Source organism: Achromobacter sp. JD417 (assembly GCF_041879325.1).
Taxonomy (GTDB): domain Bacteria; phylum Pseudomonadota; class Gammaproteobacteria; order Burkholderiales; family Burkholderiaceae_B; genus Achromobacter; species Achromobacter mucicolens.
In genome coordinates, this window is sequence record NZ_CP087159.1 from 5884190 (window position 1) to 5905176 (window position 20987).

A 20987-nucleotide genomic window follows, 5' to 3' on the forward strand; every position below is an offset into this window, starting at 1 on the left:
CTTCCCATGCAACACCAATCGCAGCCACGATGAACCAACCTTCAGTGCCGACCCCCGTGACCTCCGCCCCTTCGGGCGTCAAGCAGGGCAGCCTGCGCGCAACCGGACTGCGCAAGACCTACAACGGCCGCACCGTGGTGCAGGATGTGTCCCTGTCCGTGGTCAGCGGCGAAGTCGTGGGCCTGCTGGGCCCCAACGGCGCCGGCAAGACCACCAGCTTCTATATGATCGTCGGCCTGGTGCCCGCGGATGCGGGCCGCATCGAAATCGACGGCGCCGTCATCACGGCAATGCCCATCCACAAGCGCGCGCGCATGGGCCTGTCGTACCTGCCGCAGGACGCTTCCGTGTTCCGCCGCCTGACGGTCGAACAGAACATCCGCGCCGTGCTGGAATTGCAGGTGGGTCCGGACGGCCGTCCGTTGACGACGCCCAAGATCAATGAACAGATGGAGTCGCTGCTCGAAGAACTGCAGATCGGCCACATCCGCAGCAATGCCGCGATTTCGCTGTCGGGCGGCGAACGCCGCCGCGTGGAAATTGCGCGCGCGCTGGCGACCAGCCCGCGCTTCATCCTGCTGGACGAACCGTTTGCCGGCGTGGACCCGATCGCGGTCATCGAGATCCAGCGCATCGTGCGCTTCCTGAAGGGCCGCGGCATCGGCGTGCTGATCACCGACCATAACGTGCGCGAAACCCTGGGCATCTGCGACCGAGCCTACATCATCAGCGAAGGCAAGGTGCTGACCGACGGCCACCCCGAGGAAATCGTGGGCGACCCCGCCGTTCGCCGCGTGTACCTGGGCGAACACTTCCGGATGTAACCCCATGCTGAAAGACACCGTAACGCCTGGGAAAGAAGGGCCATACGCCCTAGGGGCTCAGCCATAAAATTGCCATGAACTTGCGGTAGGTCAGCTTGTTTTATCGGCCCGAGTCTATACACTAGTACTAAACGAACCTGCTTATTGAAGGAGAACGCCTAACGACTTCACCGCGCCTTTTGCGCACCTTTTTCCTCTTTTAGAAGGAGAGCACACTATGAACCTGAGCATCTGCGGTCGTCACCTCGACGTCACCCCGGCCATCCGGGAATATGTCATGAACAAACTGGCGCGAGTGCTGCGGCATTTCGATCACGTCATCGATACCCAGGTCATGCTCTCAGTAGAGCCCCTGCGGCATAGAGCCGAAATCACCATGCGACTGAGCGGCAAGGACATTCATTGTGAAGCAACCGATGAAAACCTCTATGCAGCCATCGACCTTCTTGCTGACAAAGTCGACCGTCAGGTCATCAAGCACAAGGACAAGGTAAGAAGTCATTCAGCAGAGTCCGTGAAGCGGCAAGCGGCGACCCTCTCGCCACCCCAGCAGTAACGCGCTTCATGACCGCTCACCTGAGCGACTAGCCGTACAGGGATCCCAGGATCCTGCCTAAGTCCCGGTGTCCCGCTAGACCTTGCGTCCAGCCGGGGCATCGGCAAAGTCCCCTCCCCCCTCGTGTTTCATCCCGCTGGCGCCCGCCGGCCGATTGGCGTTTTCCTGGGCTTTTGCCAGACGTGCGCCGCGCCGTGATGATCGCCACCCCCAGAATGCCCACAACGCGCCGCGATCAGACTATGCTGTCGCTCTTGTGCCCCGATCGCTTCCGGTCGTCCGAAACGCCCGGGGCGGTTGATTGTTGCAGTGCGTCATATAACCCTATAATGCCCTGATGAATCATTTGTCGCGCATCCTCCCCGCCGGCAACGTCGTGCTCGATATGCTCGCCACGAGCAAGAAACGTGCGTTCGAACAGGCCGGTCTGCTTTTTGAAAACAACAACGGCTTGGCACGCGCGCTCGTGTTCGACAGCCTTTTTGCCCGCGAGCGTCTGGGGTCAACCGCCCTCGGCCAGGGCGTGGCCGTGCCGCACGGCCGCGTGAAAGGTCTGGAACAAGCGCTGGCGGCATTCATCCGCCTTGCCCAGCCCATCACGTTCGACGCGCCCGACGGTCAACCCGTGTCGATGCTGCTGTGCCTGCTGGTGCCTGAAACGGCCACGCAGCAGCACCTGGACATCCTGGCCGAACTCGCCCAGCTCATGTCCAACAAGGCATTGCGCGAGGCGCTGGCCACCGAGCCCGACCCGGCCATCGTGCACAGAATGCTCACGACCGGCCAACTCTGATCCCACGCGGAATCGCTGCCATGCTCACGGTGCAGGAACTCGTCGACGACAACGCCGACAAAATCCCTTTTAACTGGATCTCGGGCCAAGGCGCGGCGGACCGCGCGATTCCCGATGACGGCATGGCGGCCGCCGACCTGGTCGGCCACTTGAACCTGATCCACCCGTCTCGCATCCAGGTGTTTGGCCAGGAAGAGCTGGCGTATTACACGCGCTTCGACCTGCGCCGCCGCATGCACCACATGGACGAGCTGCTGATCGGCGGCGTCCCTGCGATTCTGCTGGCCGATGGCCTGACGCCGCCGCAAGACCTCGTCGACCAATGCGACCAGCACCAGGTACCGCTGCTGTCCACGCCGGTCGCGGCCGCGCAACTGATCGACCTCTTGCGCATCTATCTGGGCAAGAAGCTGGCGCCCACCACCACGGTGCACGGCGTGTTCCTGGACGTGCTGGGACTGGGCGTGCTGATCACGGGCGAATCGGGTCTGGGCAAGAGCGAACTGGCGCTGGAACTGATCTCGCGCGGCCACGGCCTGGTGGCCGACGACGCAGTCGAGTTCTCGCGCACCGCGCCCAACATGATCGAAGGCCACTGTCCGCAATTGCTGCAGAACCTGCTGGAAGTCCGCGGCCTGGGCCTGCTCGACATCCGCACCATCTTTGGCGAAACCTCGGTGCGCCGCAAGATGCGGCTCAAGCTTATCGTGCACCTGGTGCGTGCCACCGCACAGGACAAGTTCGAACGCCTGCCGCTGCAAGACATCACGCAGGACATGCTGGGACTGCCCGTGCGTAAAGTGATGCTGCAGGTGGCCGCGGGCCGCAACCTGGCCGTGCTGGTCGAGGCGGCCGTGCGCAACACCATCCTGAAATTGCGCGGCATCGACACGCTGGGCGAATTCATGGAACGCCAGGCCATGGCGATCCTCCAAAGCAGCAAATGAGCCCGCGTCGTCGCCCTGCGGCATCGTGAGCCTCTACGAGACCCTGGCCGACGAGATCGCCACGTCGATCGCAAGCGGCGTGCTGCGCGCCGGCGACAAGCTGCCCTCCGTGCGCGACGCGTGTGCCGCGCGCGGCGTCAGCCCCTCGACGGTGTTCCAGGCCTACTACCTGCTTGAAGCACGCGGTCTCATCCGCGCGCAGCCGCGCTCGGGCTACTACGTCAACGCCCCCGCCGAATCGCTGCCGCCCGAACCCGGCGCCTCATGCCCCGACGGTGAATCGACCGAACTGGCGATCAGCGAACGGATCTTCGACATCCTGGGCTCGGTGCGCAATCGCGATGTCACCCCGCTGGGCTCGGCCTTCCCCTCGCCGCTGCTCTTTCCGCTTCCGCGATTGGCGCAGGCGATGGCCACGCATCTGAAGCGCCAGGACCCGCGCGACACCGTTGAGGACCTGGCGCCCGGCAATCCGCGCCTGCGCCGGCAGATCGCGCTGCGCTACCTGATCGGCGGCATCAACCTGCCCGCCACCGACATCGTCGTCACGAATGGCGCGCTCGAAGCCCTGAATCTCTGCCTGCAGGCGGTCACGCAGCCGGGCGACACCGTCATGGTGGAAGCGCCGACCTTCTACGGCGCATTGCAGGCGCTGGAACGCCTTGGGCTGAAAGCGCTGGAAGTGCCCACGCATCCGCGCACCGGCATCGACCTGGACGCGATGCAGGCGGCCATCCTGCGCCACGCGCCACGCGCCTGCTGGCTGATGACGCAATTCCAGAATCCGCTGGGCTGCCTGATGCCCGACGACAACAAGCGCCGGCTCGTCGAACTGCTTGCCCGGCACGACATTCCGCTGATCGAGGACGACGTCTATGGCGAGCTCTACTTCGGCGCAACGCGGCCCGTTCCCGCCAAGGCCTACGACACGCGCGGGCTGGTGCTGCACTGCTCGTCGTTTTCGAAATGCCTTGCGCCCGGCTATCGCATTGGCTGGGCCAGCGCCGGGCGCTACGCCCAGCAGGTGCAACGGCTGAAACTGTCATCGACGCTGTCGGCGTCCGGCCCCGCGCAGGGCGCGATTGCCGAATACTTGGAACAAGGCGGCTACGACCGCCATCTGCGCCGGTTGCGGCAGACCTTGAAGGCGCAGCAGGAGCGCATGGCCGACGCGATCGCGCAGGCCTTTCCTGCCGGCACGCGCGTGACGCGGCCGCAGGGCGGATTCTTCCTGTGGCTGGAACTGCCCGCCGCCGTGGAGGCACTGTCGCTGCACCGCCAGGCGCTGGCGCGCGGCATCAGCGTGGCGCCCGGCCCGATCTTCTCTGCCAGCGGCCAATTTGGCAGCGCGCTACGCCTGAACTACGGGCACCCGTGGGACGCAAGCACCGAAGCGGCGATCCGCACGCTGGGCGACCTGGCGCACGAGGCCTGCCGCGCGGCCACCGCCGGGCGCTAGTTCAACGTCGACGACGCCCGCGCGCGCTTGACCTCCAGGCCGCTCACCGCGCCTGCTTCGTTCCCCCAGCTGTTGCGGATGTAGGTCACCAGCATCGAGATGTCGTTGTCGTTGAGCACTTGGCCGAACGGCGGCATGCCGTGCGGACGCGGGTTTGCGGCCGTGGCCGGGGCGTAGCCGCCGTCGAGCACCATGCGGATGGCGTTCACGGGCGATGGGGCGGTCACCGTGGGATTGCCGGCCAGCGCGGGCCATGCCGTGCCGCTGCCTTTACCGTCGGCCTGGTGGCATTGCGCGCATTGCTGGCGGTACAGCTTGCCGCCCAGTTCCATGGCCGCGGGCGCGGGGATGGCGGCACGCGCATCGGTCGCGGGCGGCGTGGCGGGCAACGACTTCAAATACGTGCCGATGGCAAGGGCGTCGTCGTCGGTCAGGTGCTGGGTGCTGCCCAGCACGACTTCGGCCATGGGTCCGCTGACGGTCGAATGCGCCGAAATGCCGGTCTTGAGCAGCGCGGCAATGTCCTGCGCGGACCAGCGCCCCATGCCGGTCTGCATGTCGTTCGTGAGCGGCGGCGCGTACCAGTCCAGCACCGGAATCACGCCCCCCGCCAGCGCGTCGCGGGTACGCGTGGCGCCCAGGCTGTTGCGCGGCGTATGGCAGGCCGCGCAATGCCCCAGCCCCTCGACCAGGTACCGGCCGCGATTCCATTGGACCGACTGGCCGGGATCGGGCGCTTGCACGCCAGGCTTGAAGTACAGCGCGCGCCACGCCGCCAGCAGCGCGCGTTGGTCGTACGGGAAATTCATGTCGGGCGGACGGTTCGCCTGCTTGACGGGCGACACGCTGCGCAGATAGGCAAAGAGCGCGTCGGCGTCGCTGCGGTTGACCCGCGTGTACTCGGTGTACGGGAACGCCGGATACAGCAAGGTGCCGTCCTTCGATTTACCGTTGTGCAGCGCCTGCCAGAAGTCGTCGGCCGTCCATGCGCCGATGCCGGTATCCGGATCGGGCGTGATGTTCGGGCCGTAGACCGTGCCGAACGGCGTGGGAATGGGCGTGCCGCCCGCAAACGTCTTGCCTCCCTGGCTGGTGTGGCAGGCCATGCAGTTGCCGGCCAGTGCCAGATAGCGGCCGCGTTCGATCAGCGTGGCGCCCTCGGCTGCCGCGGCAGTGGGCCCGGTGCTGGCATCGTCACGCGTGCCCAGCCAATACAACCCGCCGACGGCCGCCACGGCCACCAGCAACAGGACACCCAGAACTCTTTTCATCAGCGTCATTCGCGGCCCCGTTCAGCGTTGCGCCTGGCTGCCGCATTCCGCGGGCAGCCGGACCGAATTCGCGGCATCAGGCACGTAGGGCTCGACGACAGGCTGCGACGACAGCCAGGCCGCGAGTGCGCCGATGTCGGCAGGCGTGAGCTTGTGGGAGATGTCGGCCATGCAGTCCGGCGCGGCGGCGCGGCGCAGGCCGTTCTTCCAGCTGCCGATCTGCGCGCCGATGTAATCGCGGGGCAGCCCCAGCAGGCCGGGAATCGCGGGCAGCATGCCCGAGAGCGCCGCGCCGTGACAGGACGCACAGGCCGGCAGGCCGCGCGCCGCGTCGCCATCGCGGGCGAGCTTGCGGCCAGCCTCGAGCGTGGCCGCGGACACGTCCGCGCGCACGGGCGCCGGATACGGCACATGCTGGTCGGCAAAATACGCGGCCATTTCGCGCAGGTAGTCGTCGGGCAGCCCCGCCAGTAGATGCGTCATGGGCCGATACTGCCGCCGTCCGTCGCGGAAATTGAGCAGCTGGTGGTAGAGATAGTCTTGCGGCTTGCCGGCCAGCCGCGGGTAGTAGCCATCGGCACCCGCCCTGCCCTGCGCGCCATGACAGGCCGTACAGGCCGCCACGCGCGCCGCCATGGTGTCGGGCTGCAAGACCGGCGGATCGGGCTGCTGCGCCAGCGCGGGCGCGGACATAAACACAACAGCCGCCGCGGCCAAGGCCCTTGGGATCGTCCAAAACCGCAGCAGTGAAACACTACAAGAGGAAATGAGGGCTAACATCTAGGTCGAATTCCAAACCCCGAATCGAGACGGCGGGGCGCGTAAAGTGGAACTGCGATGGAACTGCGGAGTTTGCGGCCCCTAGCTTACGTCAGGGCAAGCAGCAGGGAACAGAAGCAGTTCCTGAGTTTATGGCCATATCAGATGCTATCCCGCCGGCATCGTCCTGGAAAAGCGTGCCACAATCATGTCCATGTTGAAAGTCGTCCTCGTCACCGGCATTTCCGGCTCCGGCAAATCCGTCGCGCTGCGCATGCTCGAGGACGCAAGCTATACCTGCGTCGACAATCTTCCCGTCCGCTTCCTGACCGAGTTCATTGCCCAGGCGCGCGATGACGGCATGGAGCGCGTGGCGGTCGCCATCGACGTGCGCTCGCCGGGCGAGCTTGCCGAACTGCCCGATGTGGTCACCGCGTTGCGCGCCATGGGCACCAGCCTGCGGGTCGTCTTCCTGGATGCCAACACGGCTACGCTGGTGCAGCGTTATTCCGAATCGCGCCGCCGCCATCCGCTGACCGACCGCCTGCAGCGCGGCGGCACCGCGCCGTCGCTGACCGAGTGCATCGCCCTGGAAAGAGAACTGCTGGCGCCGCTGCGCGAGCAGGAACACGTCATCGACACCTCGGACCTGACGCCCGGCCAGCTTCGCGCCTGGATCCGCGACCTGATCAAGGCAGACCGTGCGCCGCTGGTGCTGACGTTCGAATCCTTCGCGTACAAGCGCGGCGTGCCCGGAGACGCGGACCTGGTGTTCGACGTCCGCTGCCTGCCCAATCCCCATTACGACCGCAATCTGCGCCCGCTGACGGGCCGCGACGAGCCCGTGGCCACGTGGCTCGCGGGATACGAGCAGGTGGGTCTGATGATCGACGACATCGCGGGCTTCCTGAAGCGCTGGCTGCCGCTGTACACGCAGGACACCCGCAACTACCTGACCGTGGCCATCGGCTGTACCGGCGGCCAGCACCGCTCGGTCTACGTGGTGGAACAGCTGGCGCTGCGCTTTGCCGATCACGACCCGCTCCTGGTGCGCCACCGCACGCAACTGCCCGACGAAACCGCATGACGCTTTCCCGCCCCCTACATCTCATTTCCGTGCTGCTGCTGGCGATCGCCGTGGCAGGCTGCTCCACCAGCGGCGGACGCAAGAAGGGCGGTTACTACAAGGACGACGGGCCGGATGCCAATCCGCCGTCGAACCTGGACCAGATTCCAGACGCCGTGCCCAAGCTGGAGCCCTACGCCAGCGGCGCAAACCGGCCCTACGTCGTGTTCGGCCAGCGCTACGTGCCGGACACCAGCGGACAGCCCTACAAGAAGCGCGGCATCGCCTCGTGGTACGGCAAGAAGTTCCATGGCAACTCCACGTCGATCGGCGAGACCTACGACATGTACGCCATGACGGCCGCGCACACGACACTGCCGATTCCCAGCTATGCGCGGGTGACCAGCCTGGTCAACGGCAAGACGATCATCGTGCGGGTGAACGACCGCGGCCCCTTCCACAGCGACCGCATCATGGACCTGTCATACGTGGCCGCCTACAAGCTGGGCATCATCGGCCCGGGCAGCGGCCAGGTGGTCGTGGAAGCGATCCAGGCCGACGAGATCCGCCGGCTCGCCTCGCAAGGCGCGCCCGCGGCCCCCGCGCCGGAGCCGGAATCGGCCACGGGCTCGACGCCCGTGATGGCGCCCGTGGCCGCCACGCCCGTGGCGCTGACGCCTGAGCCCCTGACGCCAGCCGCGCCCAGCCCCGCACCGATGCGTCCGGCGGCCGGCGTGGCCAGCGGCAGCGTCTACCTGCAGGTGGGCGCGTTCAGCCAGCCCGCCAATGCGCAGTCGCTGGTCAGCCGCATCAACACGCAACTGGGCGCCGAAGGCGCGCCTGCGGCGACGGTGGAACAGACCAACAATCTTTACCGGGTGCGGATCGGTCCGTATCCCGACCGCCAGAGTGCGCTCAATGCCGTGCCGCTCGTGTCGGACCGCATCGGCATTCTGCCGACCATCGCGTCGCAATAACGCATCGCGGTAATTGGCCAAGCCGGCGGCCAAGTTTGCAGCCAAATCAGCGGCCTAGTCAGCGCCCAAATAAGCGGCCGGGCGCCGGGCTTGCCTACCAGGATAGCTCTGCCTGCCCGTCGCAGACCCGGCGGGCACGCGCGCTGCGGCTGAGATAGCGATTGCCCTCGTGGGCCAGCAGCGCCTGCTTGCGGGGCAATCCGCCGCCAAAACCCGTCAGCGACGTGTCCGCGCCGATCACGCGGTGGCACGGAATGATGATGCTGATGGGGTTGCGGCCCACGGCGCCGCCCACCGCCTGCGCGCCCTTGGGCCGGTCCACGGCGCGGGCCAGCTCGCCGTAGCTGGTGAGCACGCCGAATTCCAGCGCGCACAGCGCATGCCAGACCTGATGCTGAAACGTCGTTCCCACGGGGTCGAGCGTCACGTCGAACACGCGCCGCTCGCCGGCGAACCACTCGTCCAGTTCGCGCCGCGCCTGCTCCAGGAAGGGGTCGTCGCCGGACAGCGTCCAGCCTTCCGGCGACGGCAGAAGCGCCTGATCGGTGAACCATGCGCCGCGCAACCCCTTGGGACTGGCGACCAGGCGCATCTCGCCCAGCGGCGTCGGCATGTCGCGATAGGTCAGCTGCTCGTTCGGGTCGGCCGGTTTGTTGGACACGAGCGTCGAATACGCCATGGATTATTCCTGCGTCTTCTTGCGCGCCAGGGCGCGGTTGTACAGGACGTCGCGAGGCTGGCCGGTCACCTTGGCGGCGACGCGCGCGGCATCGCGCACGGACAGCGATTCCAGCAAGGCGTCCAGCAGAACGTCGTGGGCCGGGTCCGCGTCCTCGTCCGCGGCCGCTTCGGGCTCGGCATGGACGATCAGCACGAATTCGCCCTGCTCGCGATGCGGATCCGCAGCCAGCCAGGCGGACGCCTCGCCCAGCCGGAAGGTGCCGATCTCTTCGAAACGCTTGGTCAGCTCGCGCGCCACGGTCAGTTCGCGGTCGGGGCCACACACCTCGAGCAGGTCGGCAAAGGTGGCCGCCAGCCGGTGCGGCGACTCGAACATCACGACGGGCGCGGGCAATGCGCACCACTGGCGCAGCCAGCGCTGGCGGGCCACCGCCTTCGGTGGCGCAAAGCCCGCGAAGGCGTAGGCGGGGTTCTCGTCCGTGGTGACGCCGCTGCCCATCAGCGCGGCGATCACGGCGCTGGGGCCGGGCACCGGCACCACGGCATAGCCGGCGGCGCGCACCGCCCGGACCACCCGCGCGCCGGGGTCGCTGACCGCGGGCGCGCCGGCGTCGGACACCAGCGCCACGCGCTGGCCTTGCGCCAGGCGCTCGCAGATGGCCTGCGCCGCGGCTGCCTCGTTGTGGCGGTGCGCCGCCATGAGCGGCGTGCCCACGCCCCAGGCATCGAGCAGCGTGCGGCTGGCGCGCGTGTCTTCGGCAGCAATCACGTCGGCCCGCTGCAGGGCGTGCCAGGCACGCAGGCCCAGGTCGCCCAGATTGCCGATGGGCGTGGCCACGACATACAGCGTCGAGGCGGGCCAATGCTGGCCGGCCACGCGTTCCGACACGCGGGACCAGGCATCGCCGGCAACGGGAGGTGAGACGTTTTGATTCATTGCAGCCTGCGGACTCGGAAAACCATGTCAGTGTAGCCGCCTATGCCCGCTGCCTTTGGAATCCATGACGGACGACACCCTGCGCCTGGCCTGCGAACTTGCCCTGGCCGCCCGCCGCCGCGCCGCCAAACGCCGGCGGCGCACCGGACGCACGCCGGCCGACCGTCCGCCCCCGCGCCGCTCGCCCACGCAGCGGCGCGGCGATCATCATGAAGCGGCCGCGCTGCGCCTGCTGCTGGCGCACGGCCTGACGCTGCTGGCGCGCAACCTGGCCTGCCGCGCCGGCGAAATCGATCTGGCCATGCGCGACGGCAACACGCTCGTCTTCGTGGAGGTCCGGGCGCGTGCCAATCGCCGGTTCGGCGGGGCCGCCGCCAGCATCGGCCGGGAAAAGCAGGCGCGGCTGGCGCGGGCGGCGGCGCTGTGGCTGCCCGAACTGGCCCGCCGCCACTGGCAAGGCGCGCCCCCGCCCGCCCGTTTCGACGCGGTGGTTTTCGACGACGGCGAGCCGGCCTGGCTGCGCGGCGCTTTCTGGCTGCCCTGATCCGGGTGGCGCAGTCCGGCGCCGGCCCTGGGCGATCGTTGCGCGCGGACAGAACCGCGGCCCGGCCCCGTGAGATAATCGCGCCCATGGATATGACCTCTCGTATGACGTCGCACTTTCGCGACGCCATGGCCGCTCACGAACAAAGCATGAACGTCCTGGCCGAACCGCTGGCCGTGGCCGTGGACGTGCTGTTCGGCGCCCTGGCGAACAACGGCAAGATTCTGGCTTGCGGCAATGGCGGCTCGGCCGCCGACGCGCAACATTTCATCGCCGAGCTGGTGGGCCGCTTCGAACGCGAACGCCTGCCGCTCGCGGGCATCGCGCTCAATACCGACACCTCCATCCTCACGGCGGTCGGCAACGACTACGGCTTTGACGAAGTCTTTGAACGGCAGGTCAACGCCTTCGGGCAGGCCGGCGACGTGCTCGTGGCCATTTCCACCAGCGGCAATTCGCCCAACGTGGTCCGCGCCATGGAAGCCGCGAGCGCACGCGAAATGCACGTCCTGGCCCTGACCGGCAAGGGCGGCGGCGTCATGGGGGAACTCATTACCCCGATGGACGTCCATCTATGTGTTCCCAGCGATCGCACCATGCGCATCCAGGAAGTCCATATTCTGCTGCTGCACGCGCTGTGCGACGGCATCGACGCTCTTCTGCTTGGAGACACCGAATGATTCTTGACGTCAGACCCGCAGTCCGCCCGCTGATGCTTGCCGCCGCGCTGTCCACCGCGGCGCTTTCGCTGACGGCCTGCGCGCCTTTGATCGTGGGCGGCGCCGCCGCCACTACGGCGGTGGTCGTCACCGACCGCCGCACGTCCGGCGTCCAGCTCGAAGACCAAAATATGGCGTTCAAGGCGCAGAACCTGATCTCCCAAAAGCTGGGCGATACCGCACGCGTCAATGCCATGGCCTACGGCGGCCACCTTCTGCTGACGGGCGACGTGCCCTCCGAAGAAGCCAAGAACCAGGCCACCACCATTGCCCAGGGCGTGGAAAACGTGAAGCAGGTCATCAACCAGCTCAATGTCGGCCCCATCGCCTCGTTTGGCCAGCGCTCTAACGACACCTGGCTGACCTCCAAGGTCAAGACCGCCCTGCTCAACACCAAGTACGTGCCCTCCGGCACCATCGCGGTCACCACCGACCGCGGCGTCGTCTACCTGATGGGCAAGGTCACCCAGGCCGAAGGCGACTACGCCGCCAACGCCACCGCCGACGTCGGCGGTGTGACCAAGGTGGTCAAGCTCTTTGAAACCATCAGCCGCGAAGAGGCGATCCGCCTGTCGGGAAGCGGCTCCAAACCCGCCACCACCGAAAGCAAGGCGCCCATCGAAAGCGGCACCGGTCCGGCCACCGACAACGCGGCGGGCACCGGCGGCACGAGCGGCGGCGTCGAAGCAATGCCCATCAAATGAAAAAAGCCATCGTAGCCCTCGCAGTCCTGGTCGCGGTCGGCATCGGCGCGTGGTTCGCCATGCGCCCGGCCCAGACCGCCCCCGACGTCACCTTCACCACCCTGGAAGGCAAGACGTTCTCGATGCAGGACCTGCGCGGCAAGGTCGTGCTGGTCAAATTCTGGGCGACCAGCTGCGTCACGTGCGTCAAGCAAATGCCCGACACCATCTCCGCCTACAACGAGTATGCGGACAAGGGGTATGAGGCCATTGCGGTCGCCATGAACTACGACCCGCCCAACTTCGTGCTGAACTTCGCCGAGACCCGCAAGCTGCCGTTCCCCGTTGCGCTGGACACCAAGGGCGACATCGCGCGCGCCTTCGGCGACATCCGCCTGACGCCCACGGCGTTCCTCATCGACAAAGAGGGACGCATAATCAAGCGTTATCTGGGCGAATACGACAAGGCCGAATTCCACGCCACGGTGGAAAAGGCACTGGCCGCCGGCTGATCCGCCCACGCAAGCAGCCCCCAAACAAAACGCCGCCCGCAAAATAACGGGCGGCGTTTTGTTTGGGGGCTGCCGAAGGGCGGGAGCGGGCGGCTCACAGCCACCCGCGCGCCGTGCATCAGAAGGCGGGAACCACCGCGCCCTTGTACTTTTCCTGGATGAAGGTCTTGACCTCCGGCGAGTGCAGCGCGTCGACCAGCTTCTTGATGCCCGGGGCGTCCTTGTTGTCGCTGCGGGTGACCAGCACGTTGGCGTAGGGGGAATCGGCGCCTTCGATGAACAGGGCGTCCTTGGTCGGCACGAGGCCGGCTTCCAGCGCGTAGTTGGTGTTGATCAGCGCCAGATCCACGTCGTCCAGCGCACGCGGCAGCATGGCCGCTTCCAGTTCGCGGAACTTAAGCTTCTTGGGGTTCTCGACAACATCCGCGGCCGTGGCCAGGATGTTGGCCGGGTCCTTGAGCTTGATGACGCCCTGCTTTTGCAGCAGCACCAGTGCGCGGCCGCCATTGGACGGATCATTGGGGATGGCGACCGTGGCGCCGTCCTTCAGGTCCGACAGGCTCTTGATCTTCTTGGAGTAACCGCCGAAGGGCTCGACATGGACCAGCGCCACCGGCACGAGGGTCGCCTTGCGGTCCTTGTTGAAGCTGTCCAGGTACGGCTTGTGCTGGAAGAAGTTGGCGTCCAGCTGCTTGTCCGCCAGTTGCAGGTTGGGCTGCACGTAGTCGCTGAACACCTTGATGTCGAGCTCCACGCCTTCCTTGGCCAGCTTGGGCTTGACCACTTCAAGGATCTCGGCGTGCGGAACCTGCGTGGCGCCGACGACCACCTTCTCGGCATGGGCCGCATTGGCGGCAACCAGAAGGACCGACGCCGCCAGGGCGGAACGGGCGAAGTTCAAACGCATGTCTTGCCTCTTTTATGGATGAAAAACGGGGATAGATGTCCCCGCAGGTTCGGGCGAGCCCCCTTTTGCGGGGCCAGCCGTTGTGAAAACGCCCCCAATTTACCTGAATGCCGGTTATTTGTCGGGCATAAGGACATGGCTTTCCAGCATAAGAAACCTGAGGGGACTACAATCCGTCGTATGCTTGCGCTAGCCGCGTTCCAACCGCGTTCTTGTGCAGGCATTTTTTTAACGCCCGCTAACTTACCTGTTATTTATTTGCCGACTTAGCTGCCATGACCGACACCCCCGACCCTGCTGCCGTTTCGTCTCCCGCCGTCAAAGCCGCCGTGCTGTCCGAGGCTCTGCCGTATATCCGACGATTTCACGGCAAGACCATCGTGGTCAAGTACGGCGGCAACGCCATGACGGAAGAGCGATTGCAGCGCAGCTTCGCGCACGATGTCGTGCTGCTCAAGCTGGTGGGTCTGAACCCGGTGGTGGTCCACGGCGGTGGTCCGCAGATCGATGACGCCCTGCGCCGCATTGGCAAGCAAGGCACCTTCATCCAGGGCATGCGCGTCACCGACGCCGAGACCATGGAAGTCGTGGAATGGGTGCTGGGCGGCCAGGTCCAGCAGGACATCGTCATGATGATCAACGAGGTCGGCGGCAAGGCCGTGGGCCTGACCGGCAAGGACGGCGGCCTGATCCAGGCCCAGAAGAAACTGATGGCCAACAAGGACAACCCGTCCGAGCCCATCGACATCGGCTTCGTGGGCGACATCACCATGGTCGAACCGGCCGTCGTGAAGGCCCTGCAAGACGACCAGTTCATTCCCGTCATCTCGCCCATCGGCTATGGAGAAGACGGCACGGCGTACAACATCAATGCCGACGTGGTCGCCGGCAAGATGGCCGAAGTGCTGGGCGCCGAAAAGCTGCTGATGCTGACCAACACCCCCGGGGTGCTGGACAAGGGCGGCAAGCTGCTGCGCAGCCTGTCCGCCCAGACCATCGACGAGCTCTTTGCCGACGGCACGATCTCCGGCGGCATGCTGCCCAAGATCTCGTCCGCGCTGGACGCAGCCAAGAACGGCGTGAACTCGGTGCACATCGTCGACGGCCGCGTGCCGCACTGCCTGCTTCTTGAAATCCTGACCGACCAGGGCGTCGGCACGATGATCAGCTCGCACTGATGCAGCCCGATTCCGCAGCACTGCGCGCCGTGAGCCTCTCATGATGCAAGCGCGTCGCCAGCTGCTGCGGCCCGCGGTCCGCATGCGCCGGTCGCGCGGGATCGCCACGGGCGCGCCCGAGCGCCTGTGGCTCTTCGACCTGGACAACACGCTCCACGACACCTCGCACGCCATCTTCTCCAAGATCGATCACGGCATGACGATGGCGGTGGCCGAGGCGCTCAACGTGGACGTGGATGCCGCCAACCTGGTGCGGTCGCAGTACTGGAAACGCTACGGCGCCACCATGATCGGCATGGTGCGGCACCACGGCGTCAATGCGCATGAATTTCTGCATCGCAGCCATGACTTCGACGTCGCGCCGCTGATGCGGTCGGAAAAGGCGCTCGCCGACAAGCTGCGCCGCCTGCCCGGCCGCAAGGTGCTGCTTACCAACGCGCCGCTGCACTATGCGCGGTCCGTCCTGTCGCACCTGGGCATCCTGCGCCAGTTCGACAGCCTGTGGGCCATCGAGCACATGCGGCTGCATGGCCAATACCGCCCCAAGCCTTCCGCGGCGCTGCTGCGTTACGTGCTGGCGCGCGAAGGCGTTCCCGCCCACCGCGCCGTGCTCGTGGAAGACACGCTCGCCAACCTGCGGGGCGCCCGCGTGGCGGGCTTAAAGACGGTCCACGTCTACCACCCCGGCACGCCCTTCGGCCGCGGACGCTCGCACCGCCCGGCCTACGTCGACTTGCGGGTAAACTGCGTCAGTGATTTGTTGTTACGCCGACGCCCCCTGCGGGCCTGACGGCGCGCTCCACTCCCCCTCCACCCGTCATCCTGCGCGAAGCAGTCCCTTCCATGGCGAGCAAACCCGGCGAGCGCAAGACCCAGATTCTGCAGACTCTGGCCGAAATGCTGGAGCAGCCGCACGCGTCCCGCATCACCACGGCCGCGCTGGCCGCGCGCCTTGAGGTTTCCGAAGCCGCCCTCTACCGGCACTTCGCCAGCAAGGCGCAGATGTTCGAGGGGCTGATCGAATTCATCGAAACCAGCATCTTCACGCTGGTGAACCAGATCGCCACCGCCGAGCCCTACGGCGTGCCCCAGGCGCACAAGACGGTCGCCATGCTGCTGACCTTCTCGGAACGCAACAAGGGCATGACGCGAGTGCTGACCGGCGACGCGCTGGTCACCGAAGACAACCGGCTGCAGGAACGCATCAACCACATCAACGATCGCATCGAGGCGTCGCTAAAACAGTCGCTGCGCATCGCGATCACCGACGGCGGCCTGCCGCAGGAAGCCAATGTCGCCGCGCACGCCAGCCTGCTGACGCACTTGGTGCTGGGCCGCTGGCTGCGCTATGCCCAGAGCGGATGGCGGGTCACCCCCACGCTGCATCTGGACGAACAACTGCGCCTGGCCTTGGGCTGAGCCGCCTGCATTAGCGTCATTTCACGGAACAATGCGCGCGGCCCCTGCGGGGCGAAACGCATTCATCGTGACCCGATTGGTTCGTGTAAATGCAACACTCACTTGCTTGCCCCACGCAGGGGGCGACGAGCATAATGCCCGGGACAAGTTTTCCACAAGCGCTGTTCTCCGCTTGCTTGATGTTCATCAATACGGGTTTTCCTCAATGCCGTCACGATCATCCTGTAGCGTCGACACACCGATTTGATTGACCCCGTGCTCGCGGGCGGTGTTTCGTCAGTTTGACCTCAACCGGAGAAGGATATGGCCGCGGAAACCGCAGTCCCCGCCTCGCAAGCCCCCAAAAAAGCCAAAATACCCATCGGGCTCATCGCCGGCATCCTCGTGATGATCGGCGTTTTAATGATGCCCCTGCCCGCGGACCTGCCCGTTGCGGGACACCGCATGCTGGCTATCCTGGCGTTTGCCGTGGTCGTCTGGATCACTGAAGCCGTCTCCTACGAAGCCAGCGCCATCATGATCACGACACTGATGGCCTTCCTGCTGGGCACCGCACCCACCATCAAGGATCCCAACGTGCTGTACGGCACGTCGGCCGCCATCAGCATGGCGCTCACCGGCTTCGCAAATTCGGCGCTGGCGCTGGTCACCGGCGCCCTGTTCATTGCCGCCGCCATGACCTTCACGGGGCTGGACCGCCGCATCGCGCTGGTCACGTTGTCCAAAGTGGGCACCAGCACGCGCCGCATCCTCATCGGATGTATCGCCGTGACGATCGTGCTGAGCCTGGTCGTGCCCAGCGCCACCGCGCGCAGCGCCGCCGTGGTTCCCATCATGATGGGCGTGATCGCGGCCTTCGGCGTGGACAAGCGCTCGAACATCGCCGCCGGCATCATGATCATCGTGGCCCAGGCCACCAGCATCTGGAACGTCGGCATCCAGACCGCCGCGGCGCAAAACCTGCTGACGGTCGGCTTCATGGAAAAGATGCTGGGCGAACGCGTGGCCTGGTCGGACTGGCTAATTGCCGGCGCACCCTGGTCGCTGATCATGTCCGCCGTGCTGATCGTCATCGTGCTCAAGCTGCTGCCGCCTGAAAGCAACAGCATTGCCGGCGGCAAGGAAGCCGTCGAAAAGTCGCTGCTCGACCTCGGCCCCATGACCGGCGCGCAAAAGCGCCTGATGGCCGTGTCCATCATGTTGCTGCTGTTCTGGTCGACCGAAGGCAAGCTGCACAAGTTCGACACCACCTCGACCACCTACTTCGGCCTCGTGCTGCTGATGTTGCCGCGCTTTGGCGTGATGACATGGAAAGACGTGCAATCGCGCATCCCATGGGGCACGGTGATCGTGTTCGGCGTCGGCATCAGCCTGGGCACGGCGCTTTTGACGACGCAGGCCGGCCAATGGCTGGGCAACCAGGTGGTGCAACACACCGGCCTGGATCACCTTGGCCCGCTCGCCATCTTCGCCATCCTGGCCGCCTTCCTGATCGTGATCCACCTGGGCTTTGCCAGCGCCACTGCGCTGACCTCGGCCATGCTGCCCATCCTGATCTCGGTGCTGGCAACGCTGCCGGGCGAATTCAGCCGCCTGGGCATGACGATGCTGCTGGGCTTCGTGGTCAGCTACGGCTTCATCCTGCCCATCAACGCGCCGCAAAACATGGTGTGCCTGGGCACCGAGACTTTCAACGCCAAGCAGTTCGCCAAGGTCGGTATCATCGTGACCATCGTCGGCTACCTGCTGATGCTGCTGATGGGCATGACGTACTGGCGCTGGCTGGGCTGGCTGTAAGGAATCTTCATGAAGATCACGATTGCCCAAGCCAACGAATACGGCCGCCGGGTGCTGATGGCGCAAGGCGTGCCCGAAGACATCGCCCGCGACGTGGCCGAACACCTGGTGGAATCCGACCGTGTCGGCTACACCAGCCACGGCCTGTCCATCCTGACCAACTACCGCCGCGTGTTGTCCGAGGGCCTGGCCCAACCCGACGGCCGCCCCGAACTTCTCAACGACCGCGGCGCCATGCTGGCCTACGACGGCCACCACGGACTGGGTCAGTACGTGGGCAAGGTCGTCATCGAAAAGGCGATCGAGCGCACACAGGAACACGGCCAGTGCATCCTGACCCTGCGCCACAGCCATCACCTTGGCCGCATGGGCCATTTTGGCGAAATGGTGGCGGCCAAGGGCCTGATCCTGCTGGCCTTCACCAACGTGATCAACCGCTCGCCCACCGTCGCCCCGTTCGGCGGCGCTCAGGCGTGCCTGACCACGAACCCGCTGTGCTTTGCCGGCCCCCTGCCCGGCGGACGTCCGCCGTTCATCGTGGACATGGCCACCAGCTCGATCGCGGTGAACAAGGCGCGCGTGCTGGCGGCGAAGGGCGAACAGGCGCCGCCGGGGTCGCTGATCGATGCCGACGGCAACCCGACGACGGACCCGGGCGCGCTCTTCACCGACCCGCCCGGCGCACTGCTGCCATTCGGCGGCCACAAGGGTTACGCGCTGGGACTGGTGGCCGAACTGCTTGCCGGCGTACTGTCCGGCGGCGGCACCATCCAACCGGAACATCCGCGCATCGGCGTGGCGACGAACAACATGTTCGCGCTGCTGCTGGATCCGCAGGTGGACTTCAATACGGATTGGCGGTCGATGGAAGTCGGCGCCTTCATCGACTACCTGCATGCGTGCAAACCGCAACCCGGCGTGGAAGCGGTGCAGTATCCGGGGGAGTACGAGGCTCGCAATCGGGCGGTCAATGCGGATTCGGTGGAGTTTGACAGCCGGATTTGGGACGGGTTGACGAAGTTGGCCGTGGAGCTTGGGGTGCCTGAAGCGTTGCCTTGAGGAAGGTTTTGACACGGCGGCGTTGAAGCGGTCGGTGTTAGCGGTGGCAGTTTCAATGGCGAAACGTTGAGGCTGACATTCAGGCGGGTTCTTTTGACGCACGTCGTAGCGGGGGCTGGGGTGCGCGGGGCTACGATTGCGGTCCGGAGCCTTCGCTCCGGACTGCCCCTTCGTCAACCTCGTACGCCTTCGGCTCCCTTCGGTTTCCCTCGGGCGCATCTACACGCCCCGCGCACCCCAGCCCCCGCTACGACGTGCTCCAGTCGCTTCAGCTTTACTGGCGGCGGGACGATTTGTGTTCTTTAGGTTCTTGCCCACGGTGGGGGGAGAGAGAAAGATCTTGCGGTGCCCGCCCCCGGGCGGCCGCGCGGGCGGCCTTCGGGGGCTTACGCGGCGCCTTGCGTCGTGGTGATGACGCTTCGCGTGTGGCTGCGACGGCTCAAGATACCGTCTTGACCGTCAAGCGTTCAGGCGTAGTCGGGCCGATACGGTGTCCGAGTTTTAAGCACGCCGAAGCATAGATGCACCAGCTTTCTCATGGCCGCGCCTAGCGCGGCCATTTTGCTCTTTCCAGCTGCTAAGAGCCGCGCGTAAAGCGCACCAACGTGTGGGTTGAAGCGCTTGCTGACGATAGCGGCCATGTAGAGGGTGGCACGTACCGTGCTGGGACCCGTTTTAGATAGCCGCGGCCGGCTGTTCAGACTGGTGCCGGACTGGCGTTGCACCGGCACCACCCCCAGGTAGGAGGCCAAGCCCTCGGCTGACTCGATAGGTCGGTTATGCATGATCGACAGGATCGAGTTCCCCGCTCGATCCCCGATGCCGGGGATGCTGGTCAGCAGTTCCCGATCCTCCTTCAGGTCCGGGTGGCGGTCGATGTGGTCATTGATCGCATGATCCAGGCGTTTGATCTCTTCGCGCAGGAACGCGATCGTTTTGGCGATGGATCCCTCGACCAGCACGGGTGGATCACTGAACTGCGTCTTCTCCTGGCGATTGAGTTCGCGCTGCAGATCCTTGGCCAGCGCGTCGCGCCGAGCCAACAAGGCCCGTAGTTGACGGGCATGCAGCGGCGCGGGGCGCCACAGCCCAGGCTTGAGCGCCTGACCGTAGCGGGCCAGCACGTAGCTATCGATCCCATCGGTTTTGGAGCGCACCGCCAGCGCACCGGCGAAGTCGCGCACCTGGGCAGGGTTGACCAACGAGACACTGACCGAAGCGTCATGCAGGGCCGTAGCAGCCTGCTCATGGTATTGCCCTGTGGGCTCGAGCACGGCATGCAACTGCGCCGGCTCGGCTCCCTGCTTGGCGCACCACTGCAGCAGCGTCTGCACGCCCGCTATCGAGTTGGGTACGACCTTGGTCTTGCGTTTGTTGGCATCGCTGCCAAGCAGCGCGCAATCCAGCTTCGCCTTAGAAACGTCAATTCCGAGAAAAAACATAAACCTAAGCTCCCTTGCCAATACCAAAGAAGCCCGCTGCGCCCACTTGCCTTGTACATACAGGGTCCAATGCCCTAGGCTACCGTCCAGTGTCCAGCCGGCTCAGAGGTGCGGAACCGAGGCGTAATCTGAACCACAAAGTCCAGGCTCTAGGTGTCTGAACACGCTCATCGGTCCGCTTGTAGCGATAGCTAATCACTACAGTGGCCAAGATACAAGGTGTCTGACACCCTGGTGAGATTCGCGTCATACCGAATGCATCTCTCTAGGGTGTCAGACACCGGCACAAGACGGAATGCCGACACTCATTCCGCTGTTCGAATCCAACTGCAAATCGCGCTCGGCTCGCCATTATTCGTCACTTGAACGCCAGTGCCCGATGGGCGGCGCGATACAAGGTGTCTGACACCCTGGGGAGATTTCCGTCATACCAAGTGCTTCTCCCTAGGGTGTCAGA

At 65.6% G+C, this 20987-nt stretch carries 22 protein-coding genes; 16 read left to right on the plus strand and 6 right to left on the minus strand.

What is annotated here, in order from left to right; all coding sequences use genetic code 11:
• The first annotated feature begins 29 nt into the window (after positions 1–29).
• The 5 genes from lptB to LN047_RS27040 all read left to right on the plus strand — a co-directional run bounded on the left by lptB (position 30) and on the right by LN047_RS27040 (position 4579).
• The gene (gene lptB / locus LN047_RS27020; protein WP_056319593.1) at positions 30–824 is read left to right on the plus strand and encodes an LPS export ABC transporter ATP-binding protein; all 795 of its coding nucleotides are present in this window, start codon (positions 30–32) and stop codon (positions 822–824) included.
• Between the two features lie 217 nt (positions 825–1041).
• Positions 1042–1380 carry a ribosome hibernation-promoting factor, HPF/YfiA family gene (hpf, locus tag LN047_RS27025; protein ID WP_056319592.1) on the plus strand — a complete coding sequence of 113 codons (339 nt, stop codon included), beginning with the start codon at positions 1042–1044 and terminating at the stop codon, positions 1378–1380.
• A 337-nt stretch (positions 1381–1717) separates the two neighbouring features.
• Positions 1718–2173 (plus strand): PTS sugar transporter subunit IIA, encoded by a 456-nt coding sequence (locus LN047_RS27030; protein ID WP_056319588.1) that lies wholly within the window; start codon positions 1718–1720, stop codon positions 2171–2173.
• A 20-nt stretch (positions 2174–2193) separates the two neighbouring features.
• On the plus strand, positions 2194–3120 hold the full coding sequence (hprK, locus tag LN047_RS27035) for an HPr(Ser) kinase/phosphatase (protein WP_006216298.1): 927 nt from the start codon (positions 2194–2196) through the stop codon (positions 3118–3120).
• A gap of 25 nt (positions 3121–3145) precedes the next feature.
• The gene (locus LN047_RS27040; RefSeq protein ID WP_373980727.1) at positions 3146–4579 is read left to right on the plus strand and encodes a PLP-dependent aminotransferase family protein; all 1434 of its coding nucleotides are present in this window, start codon (positions 3146–3148) and stop codon (positions 4577–4579) included.
• On the opposite strand, the gene LN047_RS27045 is transcribed toward LN047_RS27040, so the two are convergent.
• Both LN047_RS27045 and LN047_RS27050 read right to left on the minus strand, forming a co-directional pair.
• Positions 4576–5859 (minus strand): cytochrome c, encoded by a 1284-nt coding sequence (locus tag LN047_RS27045; RefSeq protein WP_056319582.1) that lies wholly within the window; start codon positions 5857–5859, stop codon positions 4576–4578. The genes LN047_RS27040 and LN047_RS27045 overlap by 4 nt on opposite strands.
• A gap of 12 nt (positions 5860–5871) precedes the next feature.
• Positions 5872–6630, minus strand: a complete 759-nt coding sequence (locus tag LN047_RS27050; protein ID WP_081100876.1) for a c-type cytochrome — start codon at positions 6628–6630, stop codon at positions 5872–5874.
• A gap of 193 nt (positions 6631–6823) precedes the next feature.
• On the opposite strand from LN047_RS27050, the gene rapZ reads away from it, so the two are divergent.
• Both rapZ and LN047_RS27060 read left to right on the plus strand, forming a co-directional pair.
• Positions 6824–7696 (plus strand): RNase adapter RapZ, encoded by an 873-nt coding sequence (gene rapZ, locus LN047_RS27055; protein WP_056319767.1) that lies wholly within the window; start codon positions 6824–6826, stop codon positions 7694–7696.
• On the plus strand, positions 7693–8652 hold the full coding sequence (locus LN047_RS27060) for a septal ring lytic transglycosylase RlpA family protein (RefSeq protein ID WP_373980728.1): 960 nt from the start codon (positions 7693–7695) through the stop codon (positions 8650–8652). Before rapZ ends, LN047_RS27060 begins: the two co-directional genes overlap by 4 nt.
• A gap of 94 nt (positions 8653–8746) precedes the next feature.
• On the opposite strand, the gene LN047_RS27065 is transcribed toward LN047_RS27060, so the two are convergent.
• On the minus strand, positions 8747–9331 hold the full coding sequence (locus tag LN047_RS27065; RefSeq protein ID WP_373980729.1) for a methylated-DNA--[protein]-cysteine S-methyltransferase: 585 nt from the start codon (positions 9329–9331) through the stop codon (positions 8747–8749).
• A 3-nt stretch (positions 9332–9334) separates the two neighbouring features.
• A complete protein-coding gene (gene rsmI / locus LN047_RS27070) occupies positions 9335–10270 on the minus strand; it encodes a 16S rRNA (cytidine(1402)-2'-O)-methyltransferase (protein WP_175156600.1) in 936 nt (311 codons plus the stop codon).
• Positions 10271–10334: 64 nt separating this feature from the next.
• On the opposite strand from rsmI, the gene LN047_RS27075 reads away from it, so the two are divergent.
• The 4 genes from LN047_RS27075 to LN047_RS27090 all read left to right on the plus strand — a co-directional run bounded on the left by LN047_RS27075 (position 10335) and on the right by LN047_RS27090 (position 12728).
• On the plus strand, positions 10335–10814 hold the full coding sequence (locus tag LN047_RS27075; protein WP_056319574.1) for a YraN family protein: 480 nt from the start codon (positions 10335–10337) through the stop codon (positions 10812–10814).
• 86 nt (positions 10815–10900) lie between these two features.
• On the plus strand, positions 10901–11494 hold the full coding sequence (locus LN047_RS27080; protein WP_056319572.1) for a phosphoheptose isomerase: 594 nt from the start codon (positions 10901–10903) through the stop codon (positions 11492–11494).
• Positions 11491–12237, plus strand: a complete 747-nt coding sequence (locus LN047_RS27085) for a BON domain-containing protein (protein WP_056319569.1) — start codon at positions 11491–11493, stop codon at positions 12235–12237. The genes LN047_RS27080 and LN047_RS27085 overlap by 4 nt, the downstream gene beginning before the upstream one ends.
• Positions 12234–12728, plus strand: coding sequence for a peroxiredoxin (locus LN047_RS27090; RefSeq protein WP_056319566.1), 495 nt, complete (start codon positions 12234–12236; stop codon positions 12726–12728). The genes LN047_RS27085 and LN047_RS27090 overlap by 4 nt, the downstream gene beginning before the upstream one ends.
• Before the next feature lie 118 nt (positions 12729–12846).
• On the opposite strand, the gene LN047_RS27095 is transcribed toward LN047_RS27090, so the two are convergent.
• Complete coding sequence (locus LN047_RS27095; RefSeq protein ID WP_373980730.1) at positions 12847–13635, minus strand: MetQ/NlpA family ABC transporter substrate-binding protein; 789 nt, start codon at positions 13633–13635, stop codon at positions 12847–12849.
• Between the two features lie 275 nt (positions 13636–13910).
• On the opposite strand from LN047_RS27095, the gene argB reads away from it, so the two are divergent.
• The 5 genes from argB (at position 13911) to LN047_RS27120 (ending at position 19088) form a co-directional block, all read left to right on the plus strand.
• Entirely contained in the window at positions 13911–14813 is a 903-nt protein-coding gene (gene argB, locus LN047_RS27100) for an acetylglutamate kinase (RefSeq protein WP_013396740.1), read from the plus strand.
• Between the two features lie 43 nt (positions 14814–14856).
• Positions 14857–15603: a pyrimidine 5'-nucleotidase gene (locus tag LN047_RS27105; protein WP_056319764.1), complete on the plus strand. Its 747-nt coding sequence runs from the start codon at positions 14857–14859 to the stop codon at positions 15601–15603.
• Between the two features lie 53 nt (positions 15604–15656).
• Complete coding sequence (gene slmA, locus LN047_RS27110; protein WP_056319559.1) at positions 15657–16232, plus strand: nucleoid occlusion factor SlmA; 576 nt, start codon at positions 15657–15659, stop codon at positions 16230–16232.
• A gap of 303 nt (positions 16233–16535) precedes the next feature.
• Positions 16536–18029, plus strand: a complete 1494-nt coding sequence (locus LN047_RS27115) for a DASS family sodium-coupled anion symporter (protein WP_128829544.1) — start codon at positions 16536–16538, stop codon at positions 18027–18029.
• Between the two features lie 9 nt (positions 18030–18038).
• The gene (locus LN047_RS27120; RefSeq protein WP_056319551.1) at positions 18039–19088 is read left to right on the plus strand and encodes an Ldh family oxidoreductase; all 1050 of its coding nucleotides are present in this window, start codon (positions 18039–18041) and stop codon (positions 19086–19088) included.
• 467 nt (positions 19089–19555) lie between these two features.
• Here the strand turns inward: LN047_RS27120 and LN047_RS27125 are convergent, their stop codons facing one another.
• Complete coding sequence (locus tag LN047_RS27125; protein WP_142051405.1) at positions 19556–20530, minus strand: IS110 family transposase; 975 nt, start codon at positions 20528–20530, stop codon at positions 19556–19558.
• Positions 20531–20987: the final 457 nt, after the last annotated feature.